This window comes from Pseudoxanthomonas sp. (assembly GCF_051953815.1).
Taxonomy (GTDB): Bacteria; Pseudomonadota; Gammaproteobacteria; order Xanthomonadales; family Xanthomonadaceae; genus Pseudoxanthomonas_A.
Map to the genome: position 1 here is coordinate 33,821 of NZ_JBQCIJ010000064.1, position 16,892 is coordinate 50,712.

Sequence of the window (16,892 nt, forward strand, 5' to 3'; positions counted from 1 at the left end):
CCCGGTTCTGTTGCGGACGCCTGTGCCGGCGCCTTCGTTTCTTCTGCTTCTAGTTGCTTTCGGTTTGATCGAGGTACCAGCTGGCGGCGCCGATGACGCCCAGCTGCCCGTGCTCGACCAGCTTCACGGGAATGCGTTCGAGCGCCTCGCGCATCGTTCCCTTGTTGAGGAAACGCGGCACGAAGGAGCTCTGGAGAAGGAATTCGCGGATGTTCGGCAGGATGCCGCCGGCCAGGTACACGCCGCCCTGCACGCCGTACAGCAGCGCCATGTCGCCGACCACGCTGCCGAGCAGGCCGCAGAAGACGTCGAGGGTCTCGCGCGCCAGCGCGTCCTCGCCGGCGAGCGCGGCGGCGGTGATCTGGCCCGGTTGCGAATGCACGGGCGCGCCGGCGCCCCGCACCGCGCACAGCGCGGTGTACAGGTTCATCAGGCCGGGTCCGGACAGGGCATGCTCGACCGGGATGTGCGGACGCGACTTCAACATCTCGGCCAGCAGCGCCATTTCCAGCGGATTGCCGGCGGTCAGCGCGGCCTGTCCCGCCTCGGTCGCCAGCACCACCGCGCGGCGGCCGGCGGGAATCCAGACCGCGGCGCCCAGGCCCGTGCCGGGACCGAGAATCAGAATCGGTCCGCGCGGCGGAACGCCGGTCGGACCGGTGAGCTGCAGCACCTGGCTGGCGTCGACCTGCGCGGCGGCGTGGGCCACCGCCTCGAAGTCGTTGACCAGGCGGAAATCATCGAAACCCAGGCGCGCGCGGATGTCGGCCAGCGACAGGCGCCAGGGCAGGTTGTTGGTGATGACGGTGCCGTCTTCCAGCGCATAGCCGGCGCTGGCGATCACGCCACGGCTCACCGGCAGGTCGCCCAGCCCGGCCAGGAAGTCCTGCAGGATGTCGGCCAGCCCGGGGTACTCGGCGCAGGCGTATTTGCGGTATTCCAGCACGCTGATCGGGCTGGCGGGATCATTGCCCCCGCGCACCAGGCCGACACGGACGTGGGTGCCGCCGACGTCCGCGGCAATGAAGGCGTCGCCCGTCCGGCTCATGGCATCCACCGGCAATGGATTGGCGATTGCGACCACACGTCTCCCCACATGTTCGCGAAGGGGCGAAAACCAGCAGCCCCGATGGCGCCGGAGTGTGGGAGGGGTTTGACAACGTTGTCAACACTCTGTCATCAAATACGGGCAGGCGGGGCGGCCAGCGGATCAAATTTGCAAGTGATCCTGTGGGCGCTGTCCTGTTCAGTTTCAAAAGCTGGAGAAATGCGTTCAGATTTAAGGCGTTGTGGCGGGATTTTCTTGCTCGCGCATGTTGCATCGCCACATGTGGCGGAATGCCGGCGGCGTTGCGCCGGCGCCGCGGAAGTCGCTCGCGGGTGGCTTCGCGGACAAATCTGTGACAACGTTGTTTCCAGAGGGAGCCACGCTGCGGCAAGGCGTGGACGCCGGTCGCGGACCGGCCATCACAATCAGAGAGAGGGGAGTTCGCCAGACATGACCGCGGTACAAGGCTCGCGACAATTCACGTCCATCGCCATCATCGGCCTGCTGTTTTTCATCTTCGGTTTCGTCACCTGGCTCAACGGCCCGCTGATCACGTTCGCCAAGCTGGCGTTCAACGTCAGCGAGACCTACGCCTTCCTGATTCCCAGCGCGTTCTACATTTCCTACTTCTGCCTGGCGCTGCCGTCGTCGGTGATCCTGCGCAGGACCGGCATGAAGAAGGGCATGGCGCTGGGCCTGTTCGTGATGGCGATCGGCGCGCTGGTGTTCGGCCAGTTCACCACCCATCGCTGGTATCCGGGCGCACTGGGCGGCGTATTCACCATCGGCGCCGGCCTGGCGATCCTGCAGACCGCCGCCAATCCCTACATCAGCATCCTGGGACCGATCGAAGGCGCGGCGCAGCGCATCGCGGTGATGGGCATCTGCAACAAGATCGCCGGCATCCTCGCGCCGATCGCGCTGGCGGCGTTCGTGCTGCACGGCATGGGGGATCTGGCGGCGCAGGTCGAAGCCGCCGCGCCGGAAGCGAAGGAACTCCTGCTCAACGAGTTCGCCGCCCGCGTCTATGGTCCCTACATGGTGATGGCCGGACTGCTGGTGCTGCTGGCGATCGGCATCCTGTTCTCGCCGCTGCCGGAAGTGGACACCGCCGAAGCCAACGCCAACGAGGGCGGGGCGGAGTCGAACCGCCGCAGCGTGTTCCAGTTCCCGCACCTGCTGCTGGGCGTGATCTGCCTGTTCGTCTACGTCGGCGTGGAAGTGCTGGCAGGCGACGCCATCGGCATCTACGGCGAAGGTTTCGGCCTGCCGCTGGACAAGACCAAGGTGTTCACCTCCTACACCCTGGGCGCGATGCTGTTGGGCTACCTGTTCGGCCTGGTCGCCATCCCGCGCTTCATCTCGCAGGAACGCTACCTCAGCGTGTCGGCGGTGCTGGGCATCGTGTTCGCGATCGGCGCGTTGCTGACCCACGGCTATGTGTCGGTCGGTTTCGTCGCCGCGCTGGGCTTCGCCAACGCGATGATGTGGCCGGCGATCTTCCCGCTGGCGATCCAGGGCCTGGGCCGCTTCACCGAGACCGGTTCGGCGCTGCTGATCATGGGCATCGCCGGTGGCGCGGTGATTCCGCAGCTGTTCGCGGTATTCAAGCAGACCCATGATTTCCAGGTGGTGTTCACCGCGCTGGCGGTGCCCTGCTACCTGTACATCCTGTTCTTCGCCCTGCGCGGCCACAATGTCGGCCGGGTCAAGGCGGGCTGACCGGCGCATGGATCGCGTGGAGATTCCCCATGGCTGAGAACGGCATGCGCAGGCCCACCATCAAGGATGTCGCCGAGCGGGCCAAGGTTTCACTGAAGACGGTCTCGCGGGTCATCAACAACGAGCCGTCGGTGATGCAGGGCACGCGCGCGCGCGTCCTGCACGCCATCGCCGAACTGGACTACGAACCGGATCAATCCGCGCGCAACCTGCGCAGCGGCACCCCGTTCGTGGTCGGGCTGGTCTACGACAACCCCAACCCGTACCACATCATCGGTGTGCAGAATGGCGTGCTGGCGGCCTGTCGCGAGACCGGGTTCGGCCTGCAGATCCATCCCTGCGATTCGACTTCGCCGCTGCTGGCCGAGGAACTGGCCGAGTTCGTGCAGCGTTCGCGGCTGGCCGGACTGGTGCTGACCGCGCCGATGTCCGAACGGATGGAGCTGGTGAACGCGCTGGCCGCGCGCGGCGTCAAGATGGTGCGGATCATCGCCGCCACCGAGGACCCGCAGGACGGGCAGCCGTGCGTGTACGTGGATGATCACGACGCCGCCTATGAAATCACCGAACACCTGATCCAACTGGGCCACCAGCGCATCGGTTTCCTCTGGGGCGGCCTGGCGCACCGGTCCTCGATCGAGCGCTACAACGGCTATGAGAAGGCGCTGAAGGACTACGGCATCCCGCTCGACAAGCACCTGGTGGTGCCGGGCGACTACACCTTCGACGACGGTTTCCGCGGCGCGCGCCGGCTGCTGGCCCTGCGCGAACCGCCGACCGCGATTTTCGGATCCAACGACGAAATCGCCGCCGGCGTGCTGGCGGCGGCCAAGTCGGCGGGCATGAACGTGCCCTACGATCTGTCCATCGCCGGCTTCGAGGACAGTCCGTTCTCGCGCCAGTCCTGGCCGCCGCTGACCACCGCCAAGCAGGCCACCGAGGACATCGCCAAGCAGGCCGCGCGCCTGTTGATCGCGACGCTGCGGCAGGACGCCTACGACGACAACCCCACCCCCGTGCACAACCAGGGCTTCGTGCCGCAGCTGGTGGTGCGCGGATCCACCGCGCCGGTCCGCCTGCGCACCGAACGCCCCGACGCCACGACATGACCCAGGTTTCCTCCCTCCCCGCGCCCGCCGACACCCTGATGTTCCAGGAGGCGCAGCAGACCGCCGACGTGGTCGCCGCGCAGTACCAGCGCAACGAATCCGTCATCCGCGCCCTGGCCGCCGATCTGCGCGCCAACCCGCCGCCGTTCGTGGTGACCTGCGCGCGCGGCAGTTCGGATCACGCGGCGACCTACGCCAAGTACCTGTTCGAGACCCAGCTGGGTTTCGTCACCGCGTCCGCCTCGCCTTCCGTGGGGTCGGTCTACGAGGCGAGGCAGAAACTCAGGGATGCGCTGTACATCGTCATCTCGCAGTCGGGCAAGAGTCCGGATCTGCTGCACAACGCGCGCGCGGCCGCCGAGGCGGGCGCGCGGGTGGTGGCGATCGTCAACGTCGAGGATTCGCCGCTGGCCGGCCTGGCCGACACCGTGATTCCGCTGCACGCCGGTCCTGAGCGCAGTGTCGCGGCGACCAAGAGCTATCTGAGCTCGCTGGCCGCGATCCTGCAACTGGGCGCGTACTGGAAGGACGAGTCGACCCTGCGCGACGCGCTGCCGTTGTTGCCCGACGCGCTGCGGCAGGCCTGGGCCGCCGACTGGTCGCCGGTCACCGACGGCCTGGTCGATGCGCACAACCTGTTCGTGCTCGGCCGTGGCCTGGGCCTGGCCGCCGCGCAGGAAGCCGCGCTCAAGTTCAAGGAGACCTGCGGCCTGCATGCCGAGGCCTACAGTTCGGCCGAAGTGAAGCACGGCCCGATGGCGCTGGTCGGGCCGGGTTTTCCGGTGCTCTGCTTTGCCCAGCCGGACGAGACCGGCGCCGGCACGCTGGCGTTGGCGCGCGAATTCCGTGGCCGTGGCGCGCAGGTGTGGGTGGCGTCCGAGGAAGCCGACCCCACCGCCGGCCCGGGCGAATCATTGCCGCTGGTGCACGCGCCGCATCCGGCCTGCTCGCCGCTGCTGACCATCCAGAGCTACTACCGCGCGATCAACGCGCTGGCGCTGCGTCGCGGCTACAACCCCGACGTGCCGCCGCATCTGAACAAGGTCACCGAAACCGTATGAGCACCGCGCTGGTCAATGGCCGCGTACTGGCCGCGCAGGGTTTCGCCGAGGGCGTGGCCGTCGTCATCGACGGGCGCGATATTGTTTCGATGCTGCCGGAAGCGGATCTGCCCGCGCACCTGCCGCGTCACGATCTGCGGGGCGCGTGGCTGGTGCCCGGTTTCATCGATGCGCAGGTCAACGGCGGCGGTGGCGTGCTGTTCAACAATACGCCGACGGTCGATGCGATCCGGCGCATCGGCGAAGCGCACCGGCGGTTCGGCACCACCGGCTTCATGCCCACGCTGATCAGCGACGACCTCGCGGTGATGCGCGAAGCCATCGCCGCGACCCGCCAGGCCATCGCCGAAGGCGTGCCCGGCGTGCTCGGCATCCATCTGGAAGGCCCGTATCTGGCGCCGGCGCGCAAGGGCACACATGACGCCGGCAAGTTCCGCGTGCCGGACGCGCAGGAAATCGAACTCGCCACCTCGCTCGACAACGGCGTCACCCTGATCACGCTCGCGCCCGAGCGCGTGTCGGATGCGTCGATCCGGGCGCTGGTCGGACGCGGCGCGATCATCGCCGCCGGCCATACCGCCGGCAGTTACGAGGAGATCCGCGCCGGCCTGGCCGCCGGCATCCGCGGATTCACCCATCTGTACAACGCGATGTCGCCGCTGCAGGGGCGCGAGCCCGGCGCGGTCGGCGCCGCGCTGGAGGATCCGCACAGTTGGGTCGGCATCATCGCCGATGGCCATCACGTGCATCCCGGCAGCCTGCGCGTCGCGCTGGCCGCCAAGCCGCAGGGCAAGGTATTCCTGGTGACCGACGCGATGCCGCCGGTCGGTTCCGACGATCCGAGCTATGCGCTGTACGGCGAGATCATCACCGCCGTGGACGGCGTGGTCCGCAATGCGGCCGGTTCGCTCGCGGGCTCCGCGCTGGACATGGCCACCGCGGTGCGCAACGCGGTGAACCTGCTGGGGCTGCCGCTGGCCGAAGCGGCGCGCATGGCGGCGACCTACCCGGCGGATTTCCTCGGCCTGTCGGCCAGCCACGGCCGCATCGCCACCGGTTATCGCGCGGATCTGGTCGCGCTGGACGAGCAGCTGCGGGTGACCACCACCTGGATCGACGGCCAATCCGTCGCGCACGCCCACTGAGCGCCGGCGCATCGGAACAGCGGCGATGAGCAGAACCGCACCAGCGCGTTTCGCCTCCGTGGACGCATTGCGTGGCATCGCCGTCGCGGCGATGCTGCTGGTCAACAACCCCGGCGATTGGGGCCATGTGTACGCGCCGCTGCTGCATTCGGAATGGCACGGCTGCACGCCGACGGATCTGATCTTCCCGTTCTTCCTGTTCATCGTCGGCGTCTCCATCTCGCTGGGCGTCACGCCGCGCATGGAAGGCGGCGGGGATCGCGGCGCGCTGCTGCGCGGCGTGTTCTGGCGGGGCACCAAGATCATCGCCATCGGCCTGCTGCTGCACCTGCTGGCGTTCTGGTGGCTGGACAAGCCCTGGTTCCGTCCTTGGGGCGTGCTGCAGCGGATCGGGCTGTGCTTCATCGCCGCCGGCGCGATGGCGCTGTACCTGCGACCGCGCGCGCAGTGGCTGGTCATCGCCATCGTGCTGCTGGGGTATTGGGCGCTGCTGGCGAGCGGCGGTGGTTACGCGCCACTGGACAATCTGGCCAGCCGTATCGACACCCGTTTGTTCGGGCAACTCGTCTACCAGTTCGATCCGGTCACCGGTCGGGGTCATGACCCCGAAGGCCTGCTCAGCACCCTGCCGGCGATCGCCACGACCCTGCTGGGCGTGCGCGCCGGCGATTGGCTGCGGCGAGGCGAAACCCGCCGCCTGCTGCCGGCGGCGGCGTTGGCCTTGGTCGCGGGCGGACTGTGGTCGCCGTGGCTGCCGTTCAACAAGAACCTGTGGACGTCGTCCTATGTGCTGTGGACCGCCGGCTGGGCGTTGCTGGCGCTGTGGCTCGCGCACGTGCTGATCGATCACAAGGGCCTGCGTCCGTGGGGACGCAGCTTCGGCGTCAATGCGATCGCGGCCTACGCCGGCTCGGCGGTGATGGTGTACGCGCTGGCCGGCCCGGGCTGGATGCCGCTGATCTACCGGTACGGATTCGCCGACTGGATGACGCCCCGGTTCGGCCCGTATGTGCCCTCGCTGGCCTTCGCGCTGGCGTTCGTCCTGGTCTGGTGGCTGATCGTCCGGCTGATGGATCGCCGGCGCTGGTACCTGAAGGTCTGATCCCGTCCCGCGGGCCGCGGACGGGATCACGACTTCCTTCGCCGGACCGGAGTAAAAGGGGCCATTCCCCGACCGGAACCCGGCCATGAACCTGTCCGCCTGGAGCGTCACCTGTCTGGCCCTTTCGTTGCTCGCCTGCGACGGCAACGCGGTCGCCGTGGCTGGCGCCGACGAAGATCGCAACGAACCCGCGCCGGCACCGATCGTGCTCGCGGGCCATGTGCCTTCGACGCCGATCGCGGCGTCGGCCGCCGCGCAGGCCGCGCCGGTCACCGGCGGGCCGCAACCCGCGCTGCGCGTACCGGATCCGCCTTTCGTCAGCACCGAAGTCGCGCGCTTCGATCAGCCGTGGGCGATGACCTTCCTGCCGGATGGCCGGCTGCTGGTGACCGAGAAGCCCGGCCGCCTGCGCCTGCTGAATCCCGCCACCGGCCAGAGCGGCGAGATCACCGGCGTGCCCGCCGTCGCCTATGGCGGGCAAGGCGGTCTTGGCGACGTGATCCTGCATCCACGCTTCGCCGACAACGGATTGATCTATGTCAGCTATGCCGAGTCCGGCGCCAACAGCACCCGCGGCGCGGCGGTGGCGCGGGCGCGGCTGGTGATCGATGCGGGCGCCAACAGCGGGCGCCTGGAAGGATTGCAGGTGATCTGGCGACAGGTGCCCAAGGTCACCGGCGATGCGCACTACAGCCATCGCATGCTGTTCGATGCGCAGGGCAAGCTGTGGATCAGTTCCGGTGAGCGCCAGAAGGCCTCGCCCGCGCAGGACATGCAGAGCAATCTCGGCAAGATCCTCCGGCTGAACGACGATGGCAGCGTGCCGGCCGACAATCCGTTCGCCGCCCAGGGCGGCGTGGCCGCGCAGGTCTGGTCGCTCGGGCATCGCAACGTGCTGGGGCTGGCCTTTGATCCCGCCGGCAGGCTGTGGGCGCACGAGATGGGGCCGGCCGGCGGCGACGAATTGAATCTGATCGAGCGCGGCTCCAACTACGGCTGGCCGATCGTGTCCAACGGCGACAACTACGACGGCAGCCCGATTCCGGATCATCCGACCCGTCCCGAGTTCAATGCGCCGGAGATTTCATGGACGCCGGTGATCGCGCCGGCCGGTTTCATCATCTACCAGGCGGATCTGTTCCCGTACTTCCGTGGCCGTGGATTCATCGGCGGGCTGGCGTCGCAGGCGTTGATCCAGGTCGAGCTCGGGGATGCGCCGCGCGAGGTGAAGCGCTATCCGATGGGCCGTCGCATCCGCGAAGTGGAACAGGGGCCAGATGGCGCGATCTGGCTGCTGGAAGATGGCGCCGATGCGCGCCTGCTGAAACTCACGCCCAACCGCGGCTGACGCCCGCCGGCCGGATGCCGGCGGACGCGCCGCAGGAGAATCAGTCGACGACCACCAGGCGGACGTCGATGTTGCCGCGGGTGGCGTTGGAATACGGGCACACCTGGTGGGCCTGCTGCACCAGCGCCTCGGCCTGCTCGCGCGGCAGTCCCGGCAAATGGATGCGCAGTTCGGCCTCGATGCCGAAACCACCCGGAATCTGGCCGATGCCGACGCTGCCGTCGATGCGGGTGTCGGCCGGCAGCGCGACCTTGGCCTGTCCGGCGACGAATTTCAGCGCGCCGATGAAGCAGGCGGAATAGCCCGCCGCGAACAGCTGCTCCGGATTGGTGCCGTCGCCGCCGGCGCCGCCGAGCTCGCGCGGGGTGGTGAGCTTGACGTCCAGCACGTTGTCCGAGGAAACGGCGCGGCCGTCACGGCCGCCGGTGGCGGTGGCGTGGGCGGTGTAGAGGACTTTCTCGATCGACATGGAAATCTCCGTGGAGGAAAGTGGCGGCGGAGCCGGGCGCCACGACCGGTTCATATCTCACTATCAAATAGCGCGCTATATGTAAGATGGAAAAGAAGACGCGGACGATTCAGGCGCCCGCCCCCAGGTTGTCGCGCAGGGCTTCCAGCTGCTTCTTCAGGCCAGCGACTTGGCGGGCGTCGCAGCCGGATGCGCACAGCAGGGCTTCCGGGATGGCCTTGGCCTTCTGCTTCAGGGCGCGGCCCTGCGCGGTCAGCTGGATGATCACCTGGCGCTCGTCCTCGCGGGCACGGGTGCGGGTGACCAGGCCGATCGCCTCCAGCCGCTTGAGCAGGGGCGTCAGCGTGGCCGAATCCAGGAACAGCCGCTCGCCGATCCGCGACACGGTCAGCGCGTCGCCTTCCCACAGCACCAGCATCACCAGGTACTGCGGATAGGTCAGCCCGAGCTTGCCCAGCAGCTGCCGATACACCTTGTTGAGCGCCAGTTGCGCCGAGTACAGGGCGAAGCAGAGCTGGTTGTCCAGCGCCAGCGGGTTCGCGGCGGGATCGGGGCGGGTGGCGGAGGCGGCGCGTGAGCTCATGGCGCGCAATATACATAGCGCGCTATTTAATTGCAAACATCAAATCTGGAACGCTGCATCGCCCAGGGACGGGCGCCTACGACTCGGGCAGTTGATAGTCGAAGTCGTAGTAATGGCGGCCTTCCTCGATGCGGATGGTCATCCGCCCGCTCAGTCCCGCCAGTTCGCCGGTGCCGGAGTCCGGGACGACGCGCACGCTCAGCTCGGGCTGGCCCCGATCCATGAAGGCGAAGTGCTGCAGCACGAAGGAACCACGCCGGCCCTGCAGCTGGCCGTCCACCCGTTCCATCGCGACATAACCGGCCGAGCCACGGACTTCCGTCATCACCGCCAGCATTTCGCCCAGGCTGGTGGCTTCCAGATCTCCCCGGAAGGTCTTGTCGATGGTCTGCCGGCCCAGTCGCGCCGCCTCGATTCCGGGGGCGGCGCTCTGCGGCGCCAGCTTCACTTCGAATTCGCCCTGCGCATGTCGGGTCATGAGGATGTCCTTTGAAAAGGCATTGGAAAGACGGGAAGGGGCGGAAGACACGCTGACGGCCGCGCCCAGCAGGGCCGCCATGATGGCGCCGTGGTTGAGGTGACGCCACATGTCATGCTCCGCTTGCGTCGGGCTCACCGCCGGCGGACGCATTGCAGTACATTCCGGCGCCGCAGGATTGGACAAACGCGACAGCATGAAGACCACGGACTCGCTTCCAGCTTCGGGCGCTCCGGGCAAGCCGCGCGGCGTGCTCCGGCAACGGCTGGGTACCGGAGCATTCCGGCACCAGCGGCGACTGCCCGCGCCGCGACTGGGCGAATGGGTCGAGCACTTCTGGCAGGTGGATTGGCAACTGCGGGACTGCCCGCCCCAGCAACAGGAGACCCTGCCGCATCCCAGTGTGCACCTGGTGATCGAGGCGGGCGAGGCCGGCATCCATGGCGTGCATACCGGCCGCTACGTCCGCCAGCTGGTCGGCGACGCCTATGCCTTCGGCATCAAGTTTCGTCCGGGAGGATTCCAGCCCTTCCTGGGTGGCGACGTATCGATGCTTACCGATCGCAGCGTGACGGTCGCATCCGTGCTGGGCGAGGCGGGTGACGCCTGGGTGGAAGCGGTTCGTGGTGCGGCGGATTTCGATGCGCGCGTGGCGATGGCCGAGCGTTTTCTCGACGAACGGCGGCCCGCGCTCGATTTGAAGGTGGCGCAGGCGGCCGCCTGCGTGGCGAGGATCGCCTCGGATCCGGCGATTACCTCGGTCGACCGGCTCATCGCGGACGGCGACCTGGGCAAGCGCGCCCTGCAACGCCTGTTCAAACACTACGTGGGCGTGGGGCCGAAGTGGATCATCAACCGTTACCGGCTGCATGAAGCGGTCGCCCGCATCCAGGCCGGGCAGGCGGTGGACTGGACCCGACTGGCGCTGGAACTCGGCTATTTCGACCAGGCGCATTTCATTCGCGACTTCCATGCCCTGGTTGGCATGAGCCCCGGCGATTTCGCGCGCCGCGAGGCGCCGGGTTAGTCCGGGGAAGCGGTCGAACGACGCGCTTCGGCAATCGCGTTCACGCGCGCGCGCTTGAGCGCCTCGCCGATCTCCCGTCCGTCGAGGCCGGTGGCGGCGAACCCGCGCGCGTTCACCGCCATCGCCGCCGCATGCAGGCGGACCAGCATGGGGCCTTGTGGATAGGCGGTCGCCTCGCTGCCCAGCCGGCCACGCTTGTCGGCCTCGCAGACCAGGGCGAGGCGGGGCACCCGCTCCGGCCTGCGGAAGGCGTCGCAGCGCGACAGCAGGTCGAACACGGTGGCATCGCGCAGCTCGTCCAGCCGATGCACGTTGAGATGTTCGCGGCAGGCCATGACCGCCAGGTCGCGATGCTCCAGCGGCACCTTCAGCCGTTCGCACAGCGCAAGCACGGGCGCGACGCCGCGTTGTTCGTGCATCACGTGGCGCGGAAGCTCTTCTTCCGGCGTGAGCGCCTTGCCCAGGTCGTGGCACAACGCGGCGAAGCCGATCAGATCGTCGCCCGGCGCCAGTCGCGCGGCCATGTCGCTGACCATCTCCTGGTGCACGCCGGTATCCACTTCGGGGTGGAACTCCGCGCGCTGCGGCACGCCATACAGCGCATCCACTTCCGGCAGCACGCTGGCCAGCGCGCCGGCCTCGCGCAGGGTGGACAGGAAGGCGGACGGGCGCGCCGAGGCGAGTGCGCGGCGCAGTTCCTGCCAGACGCGTTCCGGCACCAGCGTGTCCAGTTCGCCGCTGGCCGCCACTTCGCGCATCAACGCCATCGTTTCCGGCGCGACCGTGAAGCCCAGCGGTGCGAAGCGGGCCATGAAGCGCGCCGCGCGCAGTACCCGCAGCGGATCCTCGACGAAGGCCGGGCCGACATGGCGCAGCACGCGCGCTTCCAGATCCCTCGCCCCGCCGTAAGGGTCGACGAGGCGGCCGTCCTCATCCTCGGCGATGGCATTGAGGGTGAAGTCGCGCCGCCGCAGATCCTCTTCCAGGGTGACAGAGGGATCGGCATCGACCTCGAAACCGCGATAACCGCGCCCGCGCTTGCGCTCGGTCCGCGCCAGCGCGTACTCCTCGCCGCTGTCCGGATGCAGGAACACCGGGAAATCCTGGCCGACCTGCTTGTAGCCCAGCGCCAGCATCTGCGCGGGCGTGGCGCCGACCACCACATGGTCGCGATCGCCCGGCTCGATGCCCAGCAACCGGTCGCGCACCGCACCGCCGACGAGATAGGTCTTCATGCGCGCATGATGCCGGATAGCGGCGGGCGGATCAGCTCTTCGGCATGCGCGCGTCGGGACAGGTGAATTCCCGGCGCTTGCCGTCGAGCTTGCCGAGCATGCGATCGCTGATCGGCAGGGCGTTGCCGTTGAGGCGCCAGTCGTAGATCACGCTGAAGGCGAGGATGCGGGCGACGTACTCGCGGGTTTCCTTGTAGCTGATGGTCTCGATCCAGATGTCCGGGTCGAAGCCGGGCCGCTGCAACTGCCAGCGCGCGGTCGGGGTGGGGCCGGCGTTGTAGGCGGCGATGGCGATGTACGGAACGCCGTACTTGTTCTCCATTTCGCGCAGGTAGGCGGTGCCCAGCGCGATGTTGGTGTCCGAGTCGTACAGGCTAGCGGCGCCGCCCCACGGCAGGCCCAGGCGCTTGGCGGTGGCCGCGCCGGTGGCGGGCACCACCTGCATCAGCCCCATCGCATTGGCGCCGGAGCGTGCGCGCGGGTTGAACACGCTTTCGGCGCGGATCTCGGCCGCAACCCAGGTGGGATCCAGCGCGTGCCGCGCGGCCTCGCGACGGATGGTCTCGCCGTGGTGCAGCGGAAAGCGCAGCTGGTACAGGCGCTGCTCATCCGGGCGCTTGCCCAGCGAGAACACCGCGCGATCGAACCAGCCGTTGTCCTGCGCCACCTCCACCGCGATGCGGCGCTGGGTGTCGTCGAATCGCGCCAGCGCGCTGTTCCATTCGGCCACCGCCCAGCCGGAGCGATCCAGCTTCCATAGTTCCATCGCCCGCACGATCGCCGGATCCCGGGCGATGGCGTCCTTGGCGTCCTTGCCGTCGTTGGGAATCCACGGACACAGCGCATAGGACTGGTTGAGGCGATCGGCGGCCAGGAAGCCATGGAAGGTCGACGCGCGCGCGGCTTCGCGCAACAACTGCTGTGCGGTGGCGTTGTCACCGGTCTTCTCGGCCATGCGCGCCTCGAAGTAGCGCCAGCGCGAATCCGCGCGCTGGGTGGCCGGCATCTTGCGCAGCGCGACCAGCGCGCCGCGCCAGTCGCCGCGCGCCATCGCCTCGCGCACGCGCCATTCGTGCAGGCGTTCGTCGTAGGCTGATTCGGGTACCGCGTTCAGACGCCGCGCCGAGTCGGGCTCATACGACGCCACCGTCCACAAGGCGATCTGGTACAGCACGCGACCGCGATCGGCTTCGGTCATGCCGAGCGCGCCGGCGTACTGCGGCAGCTGGTTTTCGGCGGCGGCCGGATCGCGGCTGGCCAGCCGCGCCAGGCCATAGCTGGCCATGCGCCGGCTGCGATCGGTCTTCGGCCAATTGAGCGCGCGCGTGTGCACGGCGTCGATGAAAGCCGCGTAGTCGTTGGCCAGGGCCGCTTCGTCGGCGGGCAGGCCGCGCGCGGCGGTCCGCATCACCGCGGTCTGGCCTTCGGCGGCGGCGGCATCGATGCGTTCCCAGCGCAGCGCCGGCGGCAGGCCGCCCTTGTTGGCGAGGATCGCGAAGACCGGATCGCAGCCGTCCGGCAGCGACTTGGCGGCGCCACGCCACAGCGCCTGCGCATCCTTGATCCACTGCGCGTCCGCGCGGCCGGTGGCCTGGCGCGCGTCCAGCTCCGCGCAGCGCAGGGTGGTGCCCTCGCTGGGCTTCCACGCACCGAGAAAAGTGGGCCAATCCTGCCGGCGCGCCAGCGAGGCCAGCCACAGCGAACGGAAGTTCTCCGCCACCGCCTGGCCCTCGTAGCGCTTGAGGAACGCCTGTGCCTGCGGCGTGGGAAGGCTGTCGATGTCGCGGCGAAGCGCGGCCAGTTCCACCCAGCCATAGACCGGGTGCGAGGCCAGGCCGGCGTATTGCGTGGCGTTGAACTGGCCGCGCTCGGCGGCCTCCAGCGCCGCGCGCAGTTGCGGACGTTGCGCATCCAGGTTCTGCGCGCGCGCACCGGCCAGGGGCAGGAGCGCGAGCGCGGCAGCGAGTACGATGAGGGGGCTGGGACGATTCATGGCCGGAATATACCGGAGCCGGCTGAACGGTCGCGTGCGTGATTGATGGAAGGAGATTGCGTTTGGAGCATTTCTGGATTTTCCCGTTGCTGGGCGTGGTCGCCGGCGTGCTGGCCGGCCTGCTCGGCATCGGCGGCGGGCTGGTGCTGGTGGCCGCATTGGTATGGGTGCTGCCGCTGTTCGGCATCCCGAAGGAGGCGGCGATGCACGCGGCGCTGGCGAGTTCGCTGGCCAGCATCGTGTTGACTGCGGCGTCGTCCGCCTACGCGCATCACAGGCGCGGCAGCGTGATGTGGCCGACGGTGGTCTGGATGGTCCCCGGTCTTCTGTTGGGGGGATGGCTGGGCAGCGGACTGGCGGTGTACCTGGACGACGATGTGCTGCGCTGGGTGGTGGCGATCTACTGCCTGATCGCGGGCGCGCAGATGGCGTTCGGCGGCACCCGCAAGGGCGGCGCCGGCGACAGCGCCGCGCCGCCGCGCGGTTGGCCGATGACCGCGGCGGGCACCGGCATCGGCGCGGTGTCGGCGGTGGTCGGCATCGGCGGTGGCAGCATGACGGTCCCGCTGCTGGTCTGGCGCGGCGTCGCGCCGGTGCGCGCGGTGGGCACGTCGAGCGCGTGCGGCGTCGCCATCGCGATCGGCAGCGCATTGGGCTACGCGCTGCATGCGCCCGCCGGTGCGTTGCCCGAACACGCGGTCGGCTATGTCTACCTGCCGGCGGCGATCGGCGTGGCGGTGGCGTCGGTGCTCGCAGCGCCGTGGGGAACGCGCCTGGCGCACGCGATCGGTGGCACCGCGCTGAAGCGGGTGTTCGCGATCTTCATGGTGGTGATGGGCATCAGCATCCTGGTCGCGGGCTGAGCGACGGGAATACGCGGGCCTGATTCAGCGCAGGGCTTCGGCGGGGACGTCGATGTTCATCGCCAGCGCGAGGTGATCCGAATTGGCGGCGGGCACCGCGCGCGCGTCTTCGGCCACCAGTGCTTCACTGATCAGGATGTGATCGATGGCGCGCTGCGGGCGCCAGCTGGGAAACGTCGGAATCCGGTGTTGCGGCGGACGCAGGCGGGTGTGCCGGTACAGCACGTCCATTTCCGGCGTGTCGGGCATGCAGTTGAAATCGCCCATCAATACCGCGTGCGGATGATCCGACAGCAGTTCGGCGATGAACGACAGCTGCGCGCGGCGGGAATTCGCGCCGAGCGACAGATGGGCCACCGCCACGGTCAGGCCTTCGTCGCCGTCGCCGAAGCGTGCCACCAGCACGCCACGGCCACTGATGCGGCCCGGCAGCGCGTGGTCGCTCACTTCCACCGGTTCCAGCCGGCTCAGCAGTCCGTTGGCGCTGGACGCCACCCGCCCGACGTTGCGGTTGGGCTGGTGGGTCCAGTAGTCGAAACCGGCGCGTTCGGCCAGATAGTGGGTCTGGTTGGTGAAGCCCGAGCGCAGGCTGCCCGGATCCGCTTCCTGCAGGCCGACGATGTCGTGCTCGCCGGCCAACTGCGCGATGGCGTCGAGGCTGCCCCGCTTGTTGCCCGCCGGCAGCGCGTGCGACCAGCTGCGGGTCACGTAGTCGCTGTAGCGGCGGGTGCTCGAGCCGGCCTGGATGTTGGCGCTGAGCACCCGCAGCCGGCGCTTGCCGGACATCGTCGTCATGGGGGAAGCGGGATGGATTGGAGTGCGGATTACTTGGCGGCGCGTTCCTGCGCGATCAAGTGATCGGTGATGCGCAGCATGTCCTCGAAGCTGCGGCCCTTCACCTTGTATTTGCCGTTGACGACCAGGCTGGGCGTGCTGTTGACGCCGGACTGCATCGAGAACTGCTTGGCGCGGTTGACCTTGGCGTTGATGCCGAAGCTGTTCATCAGGCCCAGGAACTCCTTGGCGTCCACGCCGTAGCCGGCGTAGAACGCGGCGACCTTGGCCGGATCCGGCTTCTTGCCTTCGCCCGGCAGGCTGCGCTCGGCGTGGATCTTGGTGAACACGGTGTCGTGGGTGCGTTCGACCAGGCCTTTGCTCTCGGCGGCGTAGTAGGCCTGCGCGTACGGCAGCCATTCCGGACCGAACGCGACCGGGACGTAGGTCAGGCGCACGTCGGCCGGCAGCGTCTTGCGCCACGGCATGATCTGGGTCTGGAAGCTGGCGCAGGCCGGGCAGACGTAGCCGAACACTTCCACCACTTCGATCTTGCCGTTGAGCGGCGCGTACGGCTGGCCATTGGGAATCAGGTCGTAGTCGACGCCGGCCACCGGCGCGGGGCCGGCGGGCGCGGTCGGCGCGGGCGCGTTTGCCGGAGCCGGTGCTTCGGCGGCGGCGGGGGCAGCGCCATCAGCTGGAGGGGCGGGCGTTTCCGCCGGCGCGGCGGTATCGGTGGCCGGAGCCGCCGGCGTTTCCGCGGCCGGGGCGGCGGCGGGCGGCGTCTCGGTGGCCGGGGTGGTGGCGCCGGGGGCGTTGGTCTGGCCGCAGGCCGCCAGCAGCGGCAGCAGGGCGAGCGTCATCAGGAGCGGACGAAGTTTCATGGCACTGACTCCAGCATGGAAAGGATTCATGGGCGGACGACAAGGTCCGCG

The 16,892-nt window shown here is 68.7% G+C and carries 16 protein-coding genes; 8 read left to right on the plus strand and 8 right to left on the minus strand.

Annotated features, from left to right (window positions below; all coding sequences use genetic code 11):
- Positions 1 to 49: 49 nt before the first annotated feature.
- A complete protein-coding gene (locus ACTHN1_RS18895; protein ID WP_440472459.1) occupies positions 50 to 1,048 on the minus strand; it encodes a glucokinase family protein in 999 nt (332 codons plus the stop codon).
- A 450-nt stretch (positions 1,049 to 1,498) separates the two neighbouring features.
- On the opposite strand from ACTHN1_RS18895, the gene ACTHN1_RS18900 reads away from it, so the two are divergent.
- The 6 genes from ACTHN1_RS18900 (at position 1,499) to ACTHN1_RS18925 (ending at position 8,535) form a co-directional block, all read left to right on the plus strand.
- On the plus strand, positions 1,499 to 2,770 hold the full coding sequence (locus tag ACTHN1_RS18900; RefSeq protein ID WP_440472460.1) for a sugar MFS transporter: 1,272 nt from the start codon (positions 1,499 to 1,501) through the stop codon (positions 2,768 to 2,770).
- Positions 2,771 to 2,814: 44 nt separating this feature from the next.
- On the plus strand, positions 2,815 to 3,879 hold the full coding sequence (locus ACTHN1_RS18905; protein WP_440472518.1) for a LacI family DNA-binding transcriptional regulator: 1,065 nt from the start codon (positions 2,815 to 2,817) through the stop codon (positions 3,877 to 3,879).
- A complete protein-coding gene (locus ACTHN1_RS18910; RefSeq protein WP_440472461.1) occupies positions 3,876 to 4,940 on the plus strand; it encodes an SIS domain-containing protein in 1,065 nt (354 codons plus the stop codon). Before ACTHN1_RS18905 ends, ACTHN1_RS18910 begins: the two co-directional genes overlap by 4 nt.
- On the plus strand, positions 4,937 to 6,085 hold the full coding sequence (gene nagA / locus ACTHN1_RS18915) for an N-acetylglucosamine-6-phosphate deacetylase (protein ID WP_440472462.1): 1,149 nt from the start codon (positions 4,937 to 4,939) through the stop codon (positions 6,083 to 6,085). Before ACTHN1_RS18910 ends, nagA begins: the two co-directional genes overlap by 4 nt.
- A gap of 25 nt (positions 6,086 to 6,110) precedes the next feature.
- Positions 6,111 to 7,187 carry an acyltransferase family protein gene (locus ACTHN1_RS18920; protein WP_440472463.1) on the plus strand — a complete coding sequence of 359 codons (1,077 nt, stop codon included), beginning with the start codon at positions 6,111 to 6,113 and terminating at the stop codon, positions 7,185 to 7,187.
- An 85-nt stretch (positions 7,188 to 7,272) separates the two neighbouring features.
- Positions 7,273 to 8,535, plus strand: coding sequence for a PQQ-dependent sugar dehydrogenase (locus ACTHN1_RS18925; protein ID WP_440472464.1), 1,263 nt, complete (start codon positions 7,273 to 7,275; stop codon positions 8,533 to 8,535).
- A gap of 40 nt (positions 8,536 to 8,575) precedes the next feature.
- On the opposite strand, the gene ACTHN1_RS18930 is transcribed toward ACTHN1_RS18925, so the two are convergent.
- The 3 genes from ACTHN1_RS18930 to ACTHN1_RS18940 all read right to left on the minus strand — a co-directional run bounded on the left by ACTHN1_RS18930 (position 8,576) and on the right by ACTHN1_RS18940 (position 10,176).
- A complete protein-coding gene (locus ACTHN1_RS18930) occupies positions 8,576 to 9,004 on the minus strand; it encodes an organic hydroperoxide resistance protein (RefSeq protein ID WP_440472465.1) in 429 nt (142 codons plus the stop codon).
- A gap of 109 nt (positions 9,005 to 9,113) precedes the next feature.
- Positions 9,114 to 9,587, minus strand: a complete 474-nt coding sequence (locus ACTHN1_RS18935) for a MarR family winged helix-turn-helix transcriptional regulator (protein WP_440472466.1) — start codon at positions 9,585 to 9,587, stop codon at positions 9,114 to 9,116.
- A 76-nt stretch (positions 9,588 to 9,663) separates the two neighbouring features.
- On the minus strand, positions 9,664 to 10,176 hold the full coding sequence (locus tag ACTHN1_RS18940; protein WP_440472467.1) for a DUF3224 domain-containing protein: 513 nt from the start codon (positions 10,174 to 10,176) through the stop codon (positions 9,664 to 9,666).
- Positions 10,177 to 10,261: 85 nt separating this feature from the next.
- Between ACTHN1_RS18940 and ACTHN1_RS18945 the strand changes: the two genes are divergently transcribed.
- A complete protein-coding gene (locus ACTHN1_RS18945) occupies positions 10,262 to 11,092 on the plus strand; it encodes an AraC family transcriptional regulator (protein ID WP_440472468.1) in 831 nt (276 codons plus the stop codon).
- Here ACTHN1_RS18945 and ACTHN1_RS18950 read toward each other — a convergent pair.
- Both ACTHN1_RS18950 and ACTHN1_RS18955 read right to left on the minus strand, forming a co-directional pair.
- Positions 11,089 to 12,327: a multifunctional CCA addition/repair protein gene (locus ACTHN1_RS18950; protein WP_440472469.1), complete on the minus strand. Its 1,239-nt coding sequence runs from the start codon at positions 12,325 to 12,327 to the stop codon at positions 11,089 to 11,091. The two genes, ACTHN1_RS18945 and ACTHN1_RS18950, sit on opposite strands and share 4 nt — an antisense overlap.
- A 31-nt stretch (positions 12,328 to 12,358) precedes the next feature.
- On the minus strand, positions 12,359 to 14,320 hold the full coding sequence (locus ACTHN1_RS18955; RefSeq protein ID WP_440472470.1) for a transglycosylase SLT domain-containing protein: 1,962 nt from the start codon (positions 14,318 to 14,320) through the stop codon (positions 12,359 to 12,361).
- Between the two features lie 62 nt (positions 14,321 to 14,382).
- On the opposite strand from ACTHN1_RS18955, the gene ACTHN1_RS18960 reads away from it, so the two are divergent.
- Positions 14,383 to 15,183, plus strand: coding sequence for a sulfite exporter TauE/SafE family protein (locus ACTHN1_RS18960; protein ID WP_440472471.1), 801 nt, complete (start codon positions 14,383 to 14,385; stop codon positions 15,181 to 15,183).
- Positions 15,184 to 15,207: 24 nt separating this feature from the next.
- Here the strand turns inward: ACTHN1_RS18960 and ACTHN1_RS18965 are convergent, their stop codons facing one another.
- Both ACTHN1_RS18965 and ACTHN1_RS18970 read right to left on the minus strand, forming a co-directional pair.
- A complete protein-coding gene (locus ACTHN1_RS18965) occupies positions 15,208 to 15,978 on the minus strand; it encodes an endonuclease/exonuclease/phosphatase family protein (protein WP_440472472.1) in 771 nt (256 codons plus the stop codon).
- A gap of 29 nt (positions 15,979 to 16,007) precedes the next feature.
- On the minus strand, positions 16,008 to 16,841 hold the full coding sequence (locus ACTHN1_RS18970) for a thiol:disulfide interchange protein DsbA/DsbL (RefSeq protein ID WP_440472473.1): 834 nt from the start codon (positions 16,839 to 16,841) through the stop codon (positions 16,008 to 16,010).
- Between the last annotated feature and the right edge of the window lie 51 nt (positions 16,842 to 16,892).